Consider the following 16106-nt stretch of genomic DNA (forward strand, 5'->3'; position numbering starts at 1 on the left):
CACGCTGTTTCACGTGAAACAGCGCTCCTCACGCGAGCGGTGGCGGTCATGTTTCACGTGAAACATGTCCGCCACCGCTCGGGCACTGCTCGTATTCGGCTCAGCCGACGTCTCCTCATGAGCTCAGCCCTGAGCGGCCCACCACTCCTTGAGCGCGTTCACCGCAGCCTCGTGTTCCATCGGGCCGTGCTCCAGCCGCTGCTCCAGCAGGAACGCGTAAGCCTTGCCGATCACAGGACCGGGGCCGACCCCGAGGGTCCGCATGATCTCGTTGCCGTCCAGATCGGGCCGGATGGCGTTCAGCTCCTCCTGTTCCCGCAACTGCGCGATGCGCTCTTCGAGCCCGTCATAGGCCCGCGAGAGAGCGTTCGCCTTGCGCTTGTTCCGCGTGGTGCAGTCCGAGCGGGTCAGCTTGTGCAGTTGGTCCAGAAGCGGGCCGGCATCGCGCACATAGCGGCGGACGGCGGAATCCGTCCACTCACCGGCGCCGTAACCGTGGAAACGCAGATGCAGCTCCACCAGTTTCGAGACGTCCTTGACCATGTCGTTGGAGTACTTCAGCGCGGTCATGCGCTTCTTGACCATCTTGGCGCCCACCACCTCATGGTGATGGAACGAGACCCCCCCGTCCTTCTCGAAGCGCCGCGTCCTCGGCTTGCCGATGTCATGGAGCAGAGCGGCCAGCCGCAGAATCAGGTCCGGGCCGTCCTCCTCCAACGCGATGGCCTGCTCCAGGACGGTCAGCGAGTGCTCGTAGACATCCTTGTGACGGTGATGCTCGTCACTTTCCAGGCGCAGTGCCGGCAGCTCAGGCAGCACTCGATCGGCCAGCCCCGTGTCGACCAGGAGCGCCAGGCCCTTACGGGGATGGGCCGACAGAAGGAGTTTGTTCAACTCTTCCCGGACCCGTTCCGCGGAGACGATCTCGATACGTCCGGCCATGTCCGTCATCGCCGTGAGGACGTCGGACGCCACCTCGAAGTCCAGCTGGGCGGCGAACCGGGCGGCGCGCAACATCCGCAGCGGGTCGTCGGAGAAAGAGGCTTCCGGTGTGCCGGGGGTGCGAAGAACCCGCTCCGCCAGATCGCCAAGTCCTCCGTGCGGGTCGATGAACTCCTTCTCCGGCAGGGCGACGGCCATCGCGTTGACCGTGAAGTCACGGCGCACCAGGTCGTCCTCGATGGAGTCACCGTAGGAAACTTCGGGCTTACGGGAGGTCCTGTCGTACGCCTCGGACCGATATGTGGTGACTTCGATCTGGTAGCCGTCCTTCTGCGATCCCACGGTGCCGAAGGCGATCCCGACCTCCCAGACCGAGTCGGCCCAGGGCCGGACGATCTTCAGCACATCCTCGGGGCGGGCATCGGTCGTGAAGTCCAGGTCGTTCCCGAGCCTGCCGAGCAGCGCGTCCCGGACCGAGCCGCCGACCAGGGCGAGACTGAATCCGGCCTCCTGGAATCGGCGGGCGAGGTCGTCTGCGACCGGGGACACCCGCAGCAGTTCGCTGACCGCGCGGAGCTGCACCTGGTTCAGTGCGCTGGAGTTGTGTTCGTTGGCGTTCGGCACAACAGAAAAGGGTACGTGCCCGGACCGGCCCCGACGTCATCGTTTGTCGGAGCCCTGCGAGACTCTTCCGATCATGTAGGCGCACGGCCCCGGCGCGCATCGTTACCATCGGGGTCGCAGCAACCGACAACCACCGACAGCAGCTGACGACGAGGGACGGGTAGACGCGTGGCCGAGGCGGCAGTCTTTCAGGGGATGCGTCCCTCTCCTGCCCGCCGCCTGCTGCGGCACACAGCCGCTCTGCTCCTCGGGGTGCCGCTGGTGACGGGCCTCCTCATCGCGCCGAGCACGCCGTCGGCGCATGCCACCGGAACAGCCGTCGCGGTGGCAGGCAAGGGCGCCACCGGCTCCCGTACCGTCGATGTCTCCCTGGACTCCCTGACCCCCAGCGCGCCGGTCAAGGGAGACACCGTCACGGTCACCGGCACGCTGACCAACAGGGGCAAGGAAGCGGTCACCAAGGCCGAGGTGGATCTGCGGGTGGGGCCGAAGCTGACCGGCCGGACCGCGATCGACCAGGCCGCCGACCGTACGGGGTACACCCCCGGCAGTGATGCCACCGTGGTGGGCGGGAAGTACACGCTGAAGTTCGCGAAGCTTCCCGTCGGCGCCGGTCAGGACTTCACGTTGTCCGTTCCCGTGGACAAGCTGGGTCTCGACGAGGCCGGGGTGTACCAGCTCGGTGTCTCGATCACCGGGCAGACCTCCCGCGCCCCCTACGAACAGGTCCTCGGCATCGAGCGGACGTTCCTGCCGTGGCAGCCCGGAGCCAAGGACGACAAGACCCAGCTCACCTATCTCTGGCCGCTCATCGCGTCGGCGCACCTCACGGCGGAGACCGGTACGGACGAACAGCAGACGCCCGTCTTCGCGGATGACGACCTGGCCGCCGAACTCGCGCCCGGAGGCCGGCTGGAACAGCTGGTGTCCCTGGGCAGCCAGCTCCCCGTGACCTGGGTCGTCGACCCGGATCTTCTGGCGGGGGTCGACGCCATGACGAAGAACTACCGGGTCAAGTCCGGTGACACCACCGTCGCCGGTCAGAACCAAGCGGTCGCGAAGAAGTGGCTCACCGCCCTGGAAAGCGCGGTGGCGGGTGGAAAGGTGGTCGCGCTGCCGTTCGCCGACCCCGACCTGGCGTCCATCGCGCACCGGGGCAAGAACGTCTCCGGGACCCTCAGTCATCTCCAGACGGCCACCCAGGTGGCCCGGTCGACGGTGGAGACGGTGCTGCATGTGACGCCGTCCACCGACTTCGCCTGGCCGGTCGACGGAGCGATCGACCCGTCGATCGTCGACGTCGCCACCTCTGCGGGCGCCCACAACGTGATCGCCCGCAGCGACAGTCTCGATGAGACCGGTGGTCTGCTGTACACCCCGAGCGCGGCCAGGCCGATCGGCGGTGGCACCACCGCCGTGGTTTCCGATGTCCGGCTCTCGCAGGCGTTCGACGGCGACATGTCGAAGGCGGAGAATTCCACTCTGGCCGTCCAGAAGTTCCTCGCGCAGACCATGGCACTGGGGCAGCAGGACTCCGATGAGCCGCGCAGCGTCGTCGTGGCTCCTCAGCGGCTTCCGTCCGCCGCCCAGGCCCAGTCGATGGCACGGGCCCTGCACGCTCTCGACGACCAGCGCTGGACCCGCCCCGTCGACCTGGTGGCGGCGGCCGAGACGAAGCCCGACGCCCGTGCGACGACCAAGGTTCCACCGACCTCCCGGTACCCGAGGAAACTCCGCGCCCAGGAGCTGCCCGTCCAGGCGTTCGAGGACGTCAAGGAGATCCAGGACTCGCTCAACAGCTTCCAGATGATCCTCACCCAGCCCGAGCGGGTGGTGACCCCCTTCGGGAACGCCATCAACCGTTCCATGTCGACGTCCTGGCGGGGCCGGCCGGTGGAGGCCCAGCGGTACCGCGACTCGGTGTCCGCCTACCTCCGGAGCCTGACCAACGAGGTCCAGCTCATCGAGAAGTCGGACGTCACCCTCTCGGGCCGCAGCGCGACGATCCCGGTGACCGTGCAGAACAAGCTGCTCCAGGGCGTCGACAACCTGGTTCTCCGACTGACCTCCGACAATGCCACGCGTCTCAGGCTGAACGACGGCGGAGCCGTGGCGGAGCAGCCCATCAGGACGGCGGGCGGGCACAGCCAGTCCGTGAAGTTCGCGGCCGCGGCCAACGTCAACGGCCAGGTCCAGGTCAGAGCGCAGCTCTACACCACGGACGGAAGGCCGTACGGCGAGGAGATGACCTTCTCCGTGAAGGTCTCCGAGGTCACTCCGGCCGTGCTCATGGTGATCGCAGGCGGTCTGCTGCTCCTGGTGCTCGCGGGCATCAGGATGTACACGCGGCGCAAGCGCGCGGCCGCGGCCGACGCGTCCGGAACGGCGGAGGACGACAACGGTGAACCCGAGCAGCCGAGTGACCCGACACCGGACACCGGTCCGGAAAGCGGGGCCCCGTCGGGCCCGGGTGAGAAAGTGGACCGTTGAGCGATTTCTCTCGTGGCCGGTCGGCCGGGGACGATGAGGTGGGGTTTCGATGAACGCGCCGTACGACGGTGACCGCGGCCAGGGAACGGGCGGAGCGGGATATTCGGGTGGCCCACCGCCACCTCACGGCTCCGGCCAGGTGCCGCCCCCCGTACCCGACCCGTACCTGCAGGACGCCTACGACTACGACCCCTATCGGGCCCAGGACCTCTCCGCGCAGGACCCGGTCGGCGAAGCACTGTACGACCGCGCCGCGCACCCCCCGCCGCCTCCTGGCACGTACCAGCAGCCGCAGCCCCTCTATCAGCAGCCCCCCGCCGCCCAGTACGCCCCCGACCCGAGGATCTGGGCCCAGACCCCGCCGCCCGAGCCCGACGGACCCTCCCGCCACCTCCCGTACGGGGACAACGCGGCCGCCACCCAGTACGTGGGGGTGGACGACCTGGTCACCCAGGCGTCGGAGGGGTACACCGAACCCGACGCGTTCGCCCATCTCTTCCGCGACCAGGAGGGTTCGGGCGGTGTGCCCGCCGCACCCGAGCCCGAGCCCGCCCCGGCGTCCGTCCAGCAGAAGTCCGGCGGCCGGGCCTCCAGCCTGCTGAAATCCAGCGCTCTGATGGCGGCGGGCACGCTGGTGTCCCGCCTCACCGGCTTCGTACGCACCCTGGTGATCACTGCCGCGCTCGGTGCTGCCCTGCTCGGCGACAGCTTCACCATCGCGTACACACTGCCGACGATGATCTACATCCTCACCGTGGGCGGCGGCCTCAACTCGGTCTTTGTGCCGCAGCTCGTCCGGTCCATGAAGACCGACGAGGACGGTGGTGAGGCCTTCGCCAACCGGCTGCTGACCCTGGTGATGGTCGTGCTCGGTGTCATCGTGGCGCTCGCGGTCTTCGCCGCACCGACGCTGATCCGGATGATGTCGCCGACCATCGCGAACGACGCGGCGGCCAACAGCGTGGCCGTCACCTTCGCCCGGTACTGCCTGCCGACCATCTTCTTCATGGGTGTCCATGTGGTGATGGGCCAGATCCTGAACGCCCGTGGGAAGTTCGGGGCGATGATGTGGACCCCGGTCCTCAACAACATCGTCATGATCTTCACGTTCGGCATGTTCATCTGGGTCTACGGCACGTCCGCCGAATCCCGGATGGGCGTCCAGACGATCCCGCCCGAGGGCATCCGTCTGCTGGGTATCGGAACACTGCTCGGTCTCATCGTGCAGGCCCTCGCCATGATCCCGTATCTGCGCGAGGCGGGCTTCCGCTTCCGGCCCCGCTTCGACTGGCGCGGCCATGGGCTCGGCAAGACGGTCAAACTCGCCAAGTGGACCGTCCTGTTCGTCTTCGCCAACCAGGCGGGCGTCCTGGTCGTCACCCGGCTCGCCACCGCCGCGGGGAAGACCTCCGGCAAGGACGGCGCGGGATTCCTCGCCTACTCCAACGCCCAGTTGATCTGGGGCATGCCGCAGGCGATCATCACCGTCTCGGTCATGGCGGCGCTGCTGCCCCGCCTCTCCCGGGCCGCACACGACAACGACCCGGGCGCGGTACGCGACGACATCTCCCAGGGCCTGCGCAACTCCGCCGTGGCGATCGTGCCGGTCGCGTTCGCATTCCTCGCACTCGGTCTGCCGATGTGCACCCTGCTGTACGCCTCCAGCGGCACCGAGGCCGCCCGTTCCATGGGCTTCATCCTGATGGCGTTCGGTCTCGGGCTCATCCCGTACTCCGTGCAGTACGTGGTGCTGCGCGGTTTCTACGCGTACGAGGACACCCGCACCCCCTTCTACAACACGGTCATCGTCGCGGCGGTCAACGCCGCGGCCTCCACTGTCTGCTATCTGGTCCTTCCGGCCCAGTGGGCCGTCGTGGGAATGGCGGGCTCCTACGGGCTGGCCTACGCGGTGGGAGTGGGCGTCGCATGGCGTCGGCTGCGCACCCGGCTGGGCGGGGACCTGGACGGCACCCACGTGCTGCGCACGTACGCTCGTCTCTGTCTGGCAGCGGTCCCGGCCGCCGTCATCGGCGGCGGTGCGGGCCTCGCCCTGATGAGGGTCCTCGGCGACGGCGCCGTGGGTTCGCTGGTGGCACTCGTCGCCGGTTGTGCCGTCCTGCTGGGAATCTTCGTCGTGGCCGCCAAGCGCATGCGGATCGAGGAGATCAACGGCATGGTCGGCATGGTCCGGGGTCGGCTCGGCCGCTGATTGATCACCGGTTCGCACAACCATCGCCCGTTGCCGCGTGTCGTGCATAGCACCGGAGTGTGGGCACAATTGGCGTGACTGTGCAGAGCTGGCTGGCATCGCGCAACGGATGGGGAGGCAGGAACGACGGTGGCGGAACGTAGCACGGCTGCCGTCGACGTGGCCGACAACAGCGGCGATGAGCCGTTGACCGCCAAGGCGGACCGAGCCACGACCGACGGAACGGCGAAAGCCCAGGAGACAGCGGACACGGGCCCGAGCGGCACGGACGCGGAGGATGAGCCGGAGAGCTCGGAGGCGACGGCACCGGCCCTCGATCTGCACAGCGGTCACAAGCTGGCCCAGCGCTACCGGCTGGAGGAGTGCGTCACCCGCCTGGACGGATTCAGCAGCTGGCGCGCGGTCGACGAGAAGCTGCGCCGTGCGGTGGGCGTTCATCTGCTTCCCTCCGACCACCCGCGCGCCCGTTCGGTGCTGGCCGCCGCCCGGTCCTCCGCACTGCTCGGTGACCCCCGTTTCGTCCAGGTACTCGACGCGGTCGAGGAGGACAAGCTCGTCTACGTCGTCCACGAATGGCTCCCCGACGCCACCGAGCTCACCGCTCTGCTGGCCCTGGGACCGCTGGAGGCGCACGACGCGTACCAACTGGTCAGCCAGCTCTCCCAGGCGATGGCAGCCGCGCACCGGGAGGGCCTGGCGCATCTGAGGCTCACCCCGGGCGCGGTTCTGCGGTCGTCGACCGGCCAGTACCGCATCCGGGGCCTCGCGGTGAACGCCGCCCTGCGGGGCATCACCGCCGAAAGCCCGCAGCGCACGGACACCGAGGCCATCGGCGCACTGCTCTACGCCGCGCTGACGAAGCGCTGGCCGTACGAGAGTGACGCGTACGGCCTCTCCGGCTTGCCCAAGGGGGTGGGGCTGATCCCGCCGGACCAGGTCAGGGCGGGCGTCCACCGTGGTCTCTCCGAACTCGCCATGCGTGCCCTCGCCAACGACGGCGCCACCGCCTCCCGGCAGGAGCAGCCCTGCACCACCCCTGACGAGCTGGCCAAAGCGGTCGCGGCGATGCCCCGCATCCGGCCTCCGGAGCCCCTTTTCACGGCTCCGCCCGAGTACCAGCGCACGACCTATCAGCAGGGCAGCTACGCACGTCCGCAGGTCCGCCCAGGGGCCGCCGTCACACAGCCCGTGGTCACCGCCCCGCCACCTCCGCTCCAGAGCCGTACGGGCAAGGTCCTCAAGTGGGCCGTGTCCGCCCTGCTCATCGCGGCGCTGGGACTGGGCAGCTGGCAGCTCGCCGAGAAGCTCCTGAACCATGAGAGCGATTCGGTGGATCCCGTGTCCACGCAGACCGAGAAGGACGACGACAGCAACGCCGTCGAGGTGCACAAGCCGATCACCATCACCGGCGCCCGGGACTACGACCCGCTCGGCGACGGCTCCGAGAAGCCCCAGGACATAGACCATGTCTACGACGGCGATCCCAGCACCTACTGGCAGACCGACGGCTACTACGGTGCCAGGCTCGGTGGTCTCAAGGACGGCGTCGGAGTGGTTCTCGACCTCGGCAAGGTCCAGCAGGTCGGCGCGGTGGACGTCTCCTTCCTCGGAGGCGCCACTTCGGTCGAGCTGAGGACCACGGACAACGCGTCCGTCCCACAACGCCCCAGCGGCTTCACCAAGGTGGCCTCGGGCTCCGGAAACAAGGTCTCGCTCAAGCCCGGACAGCCGGTACGGGCTCGCTACGTCCTCGTGTGGCTCACGAAATTGCCGCACAGTGACGGGCAGTACTTCCGAGGCAAGATCTCGGACATCAAGATCACCAGCTGACGGCGGCAGAGGGAGGGGGCTCACCGTTGGACGACGCCAGGTTCCGCGACACGGACGATCGTGAGCTGATCGCCCAGCACGTCGCCGGCGAACCCGACGCCTTCGGTGAGCTGGTACGCCGCCATCGCGACCGGCTCTGGGCCGTCGCCCTGCGCACGCTGGGCGACCGCGAGGAGGCCGCCGACGCGGTTCAGGACGCCCTGGTCTCGGCCTTCCGCGCCGCACACACCTTCCGGGGTCAGTCCGCGGTCACCACCTGGCTGCACCGCATCACCGTCAACGCCTGCCTCGACCGGATACGGAAGGCCACCTCCCGCAAGACGTCGCCCGTTGACGACGCCGAACGGCTGGATCAGCTCTTGGAGCCGCACGAGTCCGCCGAAGCGCCCGCCGAACGCCGGGATCTGCACCGAGAGCTCCTCGCCGCGCTGACCACCCTCCCCGTGGAGCAGCGCTCCGCACTCGTGCTGGTGGACATGCACGGCTACCCCGTGGCGGAGGCCGCCCGCATCCTCGACGTGCCCGTCGGCACCGTCAAGAGCCGCTGCGCACGCGGCCGGGCCCGGCTGGCTCCCCTGCTCTCCCATCTGCGTGTCACGGACCGGGACGGGGACGGCACCACCATGGAAAGGAACCACACGGCCAGGGCATCCGTCCCACCCGCGTCGGGACCAAGGGACGCAGGAGTGGACGATCCTGCCGCGGTGAAAGGCGGAGGTGGGGGCGCGTGACATCCACGACCGACATGCCTCAGCATCCGGACGTCTCCGAGATCTCCGATCTGACCGAGGGACTCCTCTCGCCCGCGCGTACCGCCGACGTCCAACGCCATTTGGACGGATGCGGTCTCTGCGGTGACGTCCATGCCTCCCTGGAGGAAATCCGCGGACTGCTCGGCGCGCTCCCCGCTCCGGAGCCGATGCCCGACGATGTCGCGGCGCGTATCGACGCGGTACTCGCTGTCGAAACCCTCATCACATCTCCCGCGTCCGACCGGGGGCCTGATGTTTCACGTGAAACATCAGGCTCTGTTTCACGTGAAACAGAGCCGGTTATCGCTGCGGACACGAATGCCGCCCTGGTGGACCGGCCGGCCGGTCACTCACGTGGGCCCACCGGGCCCGGCCGCGGCCCGACCCGGAGCCGCCGTCGCACAGCGATACTCGGCACCGCTTTCGGAGCGGTTGCCGTCGGCGTCAGCGTCTTCATGCTCCAGACGGCCCAACCGTCACCGGACGCCACCGGCGCCCGAAGCACCGAAAGCGGTATCAGCGCCTCTGCGGACTCCGGCCGACAGACCTTCTCCGAGTCCACTCTGCAAAGGCACGTACAGGCACTACTGCACCGGAGCGCCCCTCCCGGAGAACTCTCGACCGAAAAGCGCGCCCCCAGCGTGGACACCGGCTCGTCCCTCCCGAACAGCGCTCCTGCCTCACCTCTCTCTCCCCCTTCTTCACCGAACGCTCCGATGCGTGCCGAAGCCTTCTCCGTCCCTCCTTGCGTACAGAAGGGAACGGGACGGGCCACACCGGCCCTCACCTTCGAAGAGGGCATGTATGACGGCACCGATGTCTTCCTCGTGGTTCTCCCGCACGCCACCGACATCGCTCAGGTGCAGGCCTACATGGTTGACGCGTCCTGCGTCGGCGACGGACCCGCAGCCAGGGGCCGGCTACTGATGACGCGCGCATATCCACGCTCCTGAACCGACCGCCGGTGCCCGGGCACGGCGGGAATGTATCCCCCTTAGGATCGGTTGGGTGGGGTGAGAGTCGTTGAACCGGCCCCAATCCGGCAGTGGCAGCAGGCAGAGACGAGGAAGAATCCCGTGAGCGACGTCCGTAATGTGATCATCATCGGATCTGGGCCGGCGGGTTACACCGCGGCCCTGTACACCGCACGCGCGTCGCTGAAGCCGCTGGTCTTCGAGGGCGCCGTCACGGCCGGTGGTGCGCTGATGAACACCACCGAAGTGGAGAACTTCCCGGGTTTCCAGGACGGCATCATGGGTCCCGACCTCATGGACAACATGCGCGCCCAGGCCGAGCGCTTCGGCGCCGAGCTGATCCCGGACGATGCGGTCGCCGTCGATCTCGGCGGAGAGATCAAGACTGTCACCGACACGGCCGGCACCGTGCACCGCGCGAAGACCGTCATCGTCACGACGGGCTCCCAGCACCGCAAGCTCGGACTGCCGAACGAGGACGCCCTCTCCGGGCGCGGTGTCTCCTGGTGCGCCACCTGCGACGGCTTCTTCTTCAAGGACCAGGACATCGCCGTGGTCGGTGGTGGCGACACGGCCATGGAGGAGGCGACCTTCCTTTCCCGGTTCGCCAAGTCCGTGACGATCGTCCACCGCCGCGACTCCCTGCGCGCCTCCAAGGCCATGCAGGACCGTGCCTTCGCCGACCCGAAGATCCGGTTCGCCCTGGACAGCGAGGTCGCCGAGATCCATGGTGAGCAGAAGCTCTCCGGCGTGACCCTCCGCAGCACCAAGACCGGCGAAACCGCCCCGCTTGCGGTGACCGGCCTGTTCATCGCCGTGGGTCATGACCCGCGTACCGAACTCTTCAAGGGGCAGCTCGACCTCGACGACGAGGGCTACCTCAAGGTTGAGGCCCCCTCGACGCGCACCAACGTTTCCGGTGTCTTCGCCGCGGGCGATGTGGTCGACCACACCTACCGTCAGGCCATCACCGCTGCGGGCACCGGCTGTTCCGCCGCGCTCGACGCCGAGCGCTTCCTCGCTGCGCTCACGGACGAAGAGCCCGCCGAGCCGGAGAAGACCCCCGCAGTCTGATCCGTGTTCCACCCAACATCCCGCGAAGTTAAGGAGGCCGCCGTGGCCGGCGCCCTGAAGAACGTGACTGACGACTCCTTCGACGAGGACGTCCTCAAGAGCGAGAAGCCCGTACTGGTCGACTTCTGGGCTGCCTGGTGCGGTCCGTGCCGTCAGATCGCCCCTTCTCTGGAGGCCATCGCGGCTGAGCACGGCGACAAGATCGAGATCGTCAAGCTCAACATCGACGAGAACCCGGCCATCGCCGCCAAGTACGGCGTGATGTCCATCCCGACCCTGAACGTCTACCAGGGTGGCGAGGTCGCCAAGACCATCGTCGGCGCCAAGCCCAAGGCCGCCATTCTTCGCGATCTCGAAGCCTTCATCGGCCAGTAGAGCCGCCGTTCACCGTTTCACGTGGAACAGGCCCACCCTTCGGGGTGGGCCTGTTCCGTATGCGGGACGACTTCGGTCCGCCGAGACGACCTGGAAATGTTCAGAGGGGTCGCAACACGGGGTCTTTCTGAACCGCTCCCAGCAGTCTGTCCAGAGCCAGCTCGACATCTTCCTTCCAGGAAAGAGTCGTGCGCAGTTCCAGTCTCAACCGCGGATACCTCGGATGGGGTCGTACGGTCTTGAACCCCACCGCCAGCAGATGGTCCGCGGGGAGCACACAGGCAGACTCCGTCCAGCGGGCGTCCCCGAATGCCTCGACCGCCTTGAAACCCCGCCTCAACAGATCCTTGGCCACCGTCTGAACCATGACCCGGCCCAGCCCCTGCCCCTGGTAGCCCGGCATGACCCAAGCCATCATCAGCTGCAAGGCATCGGGAGAGACCGGACTCGTAGGGAAGGCAGTGGACCGGGGGACGTAGGCCGGGGGCGCGTAGAGGACGAAGCCGACCGGCACGTCGTCCACGTACACGACCCGTCCGCATGAGCCCCACTCCAGCAGGACGGCGGAGATCCATGCCTCCTTCTCCACCCCGGGCCTGCCCGCTCTTACCGCCGCTTCCCCGCTGACCGGATCGAGTTCCCAGAAGACGCACGAGCGACAGCGCCTGGGAAGGTCCGAGAGGTTGTCGAGTGTGAGCGGTGCGAGCCGACGCCCCATGGAGGCTGTTCCTCACTTCCTTCGTCCGCCGCATCCTGTGCGGCGGTCAGCGCTCCCCGTTCATGGAGCAGGCTGCCGACGAATCCCGGACGGCTCCCGGACCAAGCACCGTGGTGGCTCTGCCCGGCCGTGGCTGACTGATCGCGTGGCCGGCCCTCCCCCCGAGGCGGATCAAGGTCATGCGTCATACGGCAAACGCATCGTATCCACCCGGAGACGAAGCAGACACCGTGGAAATGCAAAGGGCGGGCCGCGATCGGGTACTTCCCGGGTCGCGGCCCGCCCCACAGGCTGTACGAAGAGGTCAGCCCTCTTCGACGCCCTCAGACCTGCCCGAAGAGCTGTCCAGCACCCGCCCCTCGCCCGGCGCGAGACTGCCGAGAATCCGCTCCAGATCCTCCATCGAGGCGAACTCGACGACGATCTTTCCCTTCTTCTGCCCGAGGTCGACCTTCACCCGGGTCTCGAAACGGTCCGAGAGCCGTGAGGCGAGGTCGCTCAGAGCGGGCGAGAGCCGGCCACCTGCCCGGGGCCCCTTCGGCTTGACGGTGCTCGTCGGACGAGAACCCATCAGCGTCACGATTTCCTCGACCGCTCGCACGGAAAGCCCCTCGGCCACGATGCGATGAGCCAGCCGGTCCTGCTCCTCGGAGTCGTCCACCGACAGCAGCGCCCGCGCGTGCCCCGCCGAGAGCACCCCGGCGGCCACCCTTCGCTGCACAGGGGGCGACAGTCGCAGCAGACGCAGGGTGTTGGACACCTGCGGGCGTGATCTGCCGATCCGGTCGGCCAGCTGATCATGCGTGCACTTGAAGTCCTTGAGCAGCTGGTCGTACGCGGCTGCCTCTTCCAACGGGTTGAGCTGGGCCCGGTGAAGGTTCTCCAGGAGTGCGTCCAGGAGAAGCTTCTCGTCGTCCGTGTCCCGGACGATGGCCGGAATCCGTTCCAGACCGGCCTCGCGGCAAGCCCTCCAGCGCCGCTCGCCCATGATGAGCTCGAAGCGCTCCGGTCCCAGCTTCCGCACGATGACGGGCTGGAGGAGTCCGACCTCCTTGATGGAGGTGACCAGCTCCGCGAGCGCGTCCTCGTCGAACACCTCGCGCGGCTGGCGGGGGTTGGGTGTGATGGAACCCAGAAGGATCTCGGCGAAGTACGCCCCGGTGGAGTCAGTGCTCGCGACGGTGGGCTCCGCCGCCGGTGCGGGTACGGAGACACCTGGCTCCTGCGCCGCAGGCGCGGACGCCAGCGAGGTCACCTTCGCCGCTGCGATCCCCCGCTCGGCCGTCAGCACCGGAACAGCTCCTGGCGATGACGAACCCACCCCGGCCGGCACCTGCTTCTCCTGCGGAGCGGCCGGGATCAGTGCACCGAGCCCACGTCCCAACCCTCTACGACGCTCGCTCACTGGTTCTTCCCCTCCGAGATGTTCTGCTGACTGTTCTGCGTGCCTGTGTGCGCGTGCTTGGCCTCGTAGTGCATTCCGACGCCTCGGAGAGCGATCTCACGGGCCGCTTCGAGGTAGGACAGCGAACCGCTGGACCCAGGGTCGTACGTCAAGACCGTCTGGCCGTAGCTCGGAGCCTCCGAGATCCGCACCGAACGCGGAATGCTCGTACGCAGCACTTCCTTGCCGAAGTGAGTGCGTACCTCCTCGGCCACCTGGGACGCGAGCCGGGTCCTGCCGTCGTACATGGTGAGCAGGATCGTCGACACATGCAGATCCGGGTTGAGGTGCCCCCGCACAAGGTCGACGTTACGCAGCAGCTGCCCCAGCCCCTCCAGCGCGTAGTACTCGCACTGGATCGGAATCAGCACTTCGGCGCCGGCGACCAGCGCGTTGACCGTCAGCAATCCGAGCGAAGGCGGGCAGTCGATGAGGATGTAGTCCAACGGCTGCTCGTAAGCCTGGATCGCCCGCTGCAGTCGACTCTCCCGCGCCACCAGCGAAACCAGTTCGATCTCCGCACCGGCGAGATCGATGGTCGCTGGGGCGCAGAAGAGACCTTCGACGTCGGGGACGGGCTGAACCACCTCGGAAAGCGGTCGGCTGTCCACCAGGACGTCATAGATCGAGGGAACGTCAGCATGGTGATCGATCCCCAGGGCCGTGGAGGCATTGCCCTGCGGGTCGAGGTCGACGACCAGGACGCGGGCGCCGTGCAGGGCCAGTGAAGCGGCAAGGTTGACCGTCGAGGTCGTCTTGCCCACCCCACCCTTCTGGTTGGCCACCACCATGATGCGCGTCTGGTCAGGGCGGGGCAGCCCCTCGCCCGCGCGCCCAAGAGCCTGGACCGCCAGCTGGGCCGCGTGGCCGATGGGGGTGTCGTCCATCGGTGGCGGTGGTGTTTCACGTGAAACACCTTCCCCCACCGACTCGGTACGGGGACCGGGGACCGGATCGGCCATCGGTCCCGCAATATTGGCGTCGGACCGCAAGGATTCACTCTCCTCGACTTCAAGCTCGCAATGAACAGAGCCTGCCATGCTTTCGGGGTCGTGAACCAGCGAGGCCCGCTCTTCTGTGGATGAACCCGCTTTTGTGGACAACCCCGCAACCCGTGCGGGCTTGCGGCCGCGCGGCGCGGCAGCCGCACGACCGCGACCGATGATTCCCTGGAGCAGAGAGCGACGTTTCACGTGAAACACGATGCACGGGAGGGGTCACAGGGCAGTCCCGACACTCCGCGCGGGAACACATGGCACCTTCTATGGAGCATCACCGAGAAGCCCGGCGCAAGCGCCACACGGCGCTCTTTCCGCCGGGACAGGCTCCTCCTCAACGCCGACGGCGCGTGCGACTGACCCTCGCGGCCTTTGCCCTCTTCGCGGCGAACCTCACACCGCCGGGGCTCTCCCCGACCACCACGCGCACCACGGTGGAGAGGGGATCGACCAGGCCCTCGCCGACCCGCAGCACCTCGGCCTCCACCACGCCGAGCTTGCTCAGAGCGGCGCGTGCGCCCTGGATCTCCTCTTCGGCGGTGTCGCCCTTGAGGGCCAGCATCTCTCCGTACGGGCGCAGCAGGGGAACACCCCACCCGGCCAGCCGGTCGAGCGGAGCCACGGCGCGAGCCGTCACCACATGCACCGGCTGCAGGGTTCCCAGGACTTCCTCGGCGCGGCCACGGACCACCGTGACATGGTCGAGCCCCAGGAGCTCGACGACCTCCTGGAGGAAGTTCGTGCGACGCAGCAGAGGCTCAAGCAGGGTGATCTTCAGGTCGGGACGGACCAGCGCCAGCGGAATGCCCGGCAGTCCTGCCCCGGACCCCACGTCGCAGACCGTGACCCCCTCGGGCACGACCTCGGAGAGCACCGCGCAGTTCAGCAGGTGCCGTTCCCACAGCCGTGGCACCTCACGCGGACCGATGAGTCCACGCTTGACTCCGGCGTCCGCGAGCAGTTCCCCGTACCGGACCGCCTCCGGGAGGAACTCACCGAATACCGCCTGCGCCGCTTCCGGCGTCTGGGGGAGTTCTGCTGCCTCCGTCACGAGGACCGTCCTTCCATACCGCACTACCGCGCTGTGGGTGGCTGAATCAGGCTGACAAAGTCGGCCCCGCCTGCGAACAGACGGGGCCGACAGTACAAGGGTCCGGTCAGGCCGGAAGAACGACGACGAAGCGCTCCGGCTCCTCGCCCTCGGACTCGCTGCGCAGACCGGCCGCCGCGACGGCGTCGTGCACGACCTTGCGCTCGAACGGCGTCATCGGGGCCAGCTTCAGCGGTTCGCCGGTGCTCTTGACCTCGTCCGCGGCCTTGGCGCCCAGCTCGGCCAGTTCCTCACGCTTCTTTGCCCGGAATCCCGCGATGTCCAGCATCAGCCGACTGCGGTCACCGGTCTCCCGGTGCACGGCCAGGCGTGTCAGCTCCTGGAGTGCTTCCAGCACCTCACCGTCGCGGCCCACGAGCTTCTGCAGATCACGGGTCGAGACGTCGCTGATGATCGAGACCGCAGCCCGGTCCGCCTCGACGTCCATGTCGATGTCGCCGTCGAGATCGGCGATGTCGAGCAGGCCCTCAAGGTAGTCGGCGGCGATCTCCCCCTCCTGCTCAAGACGGGTCAAGGTGTCGCTGCCCTCAGCGGCCGTGGAAGTGGTGCCTTCCGTCACGGGTGG

Annotated in this window: 12 protein-coding genes; 6 read left to right on the forward strand and 6 right to left on the reverse strand. The window is 68.0% G+C overall.

Annotated features, from left to right (window positions below; translation table 11 throughout):
- Positions 1-123: 123 nt before the first annotated feature.
- On the reverse strand, positions 124-1566 hold the full coding sequence (locus PZB75_RS15015; protein ID WP_275535795.1) for a CCA tRNA nucleotidyltransferase: 1443 nt from the start codon (positions 1564-1566) through the stop codon (positions 124-126).
- Positions 1567-1734: 168 nt separating this feature from the next.
- Between PZB75_RS15015 and PZB75_RS15020 the strand changes: the two genes are divergently transcribed.
- The 6 genes from PZB75_RS15020 (at position 1735) to trxA (ending at position 11270) form a co-directional block, all read left to right on the forward strand.
- Positions 1735-4056: a DUF6049 family protein gene (locus tag PZB75_RS15020; protein WP_275535796.1), complete on the forward strand. Its 2322-nt coding sequence runs from the start codon at positions 1735-1737 to the stop codon at positions 4054-4056.
- Positions 4057-4105: 49 nt separating this feature from the next.
- Positions 4106-6265, forward strand: coding sequence for a murein biosynthesis integral membrane protein MurJ (gene murJ, locus PZB75_RS15025; RefSeq protein ID WP_275535797.1), 2160 nt, complete (start codon positions 4106-4108; stop codon positions 6263-6265).
- Positions 6266-6394: 129 nt separating this feature from the next.
- Positions 6395-8095, forward strand: a complete 1701-nt coding sequence (locus PZB75_RS15030) for a serine/threonine protein kinase (RefSeq protein WP_275535798.1) — start codon at positions 6395-6397, stop codon at positions 8093-8095.
- Between the two features lie 26 nt (positions 8096-8121).
- Positions 8122-8826, forward strand: a complete 705-nt coding sequence (gene sigM, locus PZB75_RS15035; protein ID WP_275535799.1) for an RNA polymerase sigma factor SigM — start codon at positions 8122-8124, stop codon at positions 8824-8826.
- A 1097-nt stretch (positions 8827-9923) separates the two neighbouring features.
- Entirely contained in the window at positions 9924-10895 is a 972-nt protein-coding gene (gene trxB / locus PZB75_RS15045; RefSeq protein ID WP_275535801.1) for a thioredoxin-disulfide reductase, read from the forward strand.
- A gap of 42 nt (positions 10896-10937) precedes the next feature.
- Positions 10938-11270: a thioredoxin gene (gene trxA / locus PZB75_RS15050; protein WP_275535802.1), complete on the forward strand. Its 333-nt coding sequence runs from the start codon at positions 10938-10940 to the stop codon at positions 11268-11270.
- 100 nt (positions 11271-11370) lie between these two features.
- On the opposite strand, the gene PZB75_RS15055 is transcribed toward trxA, so the two are convergent.
- From PZB75_RS15055 to PZB75_RS15075, 5 genes are all read right to left on the reverse strand, one after another.
- Positions 11371-11988, reverse strand: a complete 618-nt coding sequence (locus PZB75_RS15055) for a GNAT family N-acetyltransferase (RefSeq protein ID WP_275535803.1) — start codon at positions 11986-11988, stop codon at positions 11371-11373.
- Positions 11989-12292: 304 nt separating this feature from the next.
- On the reverse strand, positions 12293-13393 hold the full coding sequence (locus tag PZB75_RS15060) for a ParB/RepB/Spo0J family partition protein (RefSeq protein WP_275535804.1): 1101 nt from the start codon (positions 13391-13393) through the stop codon (positions 12293-12295).
- Complete coding sequence (locus PZB75_RS15065; RefSeq protein ID WP_275538721.1) at positions 13390-14472, reverse strand: ParA family protein; 1083 nt, start codon at positions 14470-14472, stop codon at positions 13390-13392. Before PZB75_RS15065 ends, PZB75_RS15060 begins: the two co-directional genes overlap by 4 nt.
- A gap of 292 nt (positions 14473-14764) precedes the next feature.
- The gene (gene rsmG / locus PZB75_RS15070) at positions 14765-15481 is read right to left on the reverse strand and encodes a 16S rRNA (guanine(527)-N(7))-methyltransferase RsmG (protein ID WP_275535805.1); all 717 of its coding nucleotides are present in this window, start codon (positions 15479-15481) and stop codon (positions 14765-14767) included.
- A 106-nt stretch (positions 15482-15587) separates the two neighbouring features.
- On the reverse strand, positions 15588-16100 hold the full coding sequence (locus PZB75_RS15075) for a R3H domain-containing nucleic acid-binding protein (RefSeq protein WP_275535806.1): 513 nt from the start codon (positions 16098-16100) through the stop codon (positions 15588-15590).
- Positions 16101-16106: the final 6 nt, after the last annotated feature.

This window comes from Streptomyces sp. AM 4-1-1, from assembly GCF_029167625.1.
GTDB lineage: Bacteria > Actinomycetota > Actinomycetes > Streptomycetales > Streptomycetaceae > Streptomyces.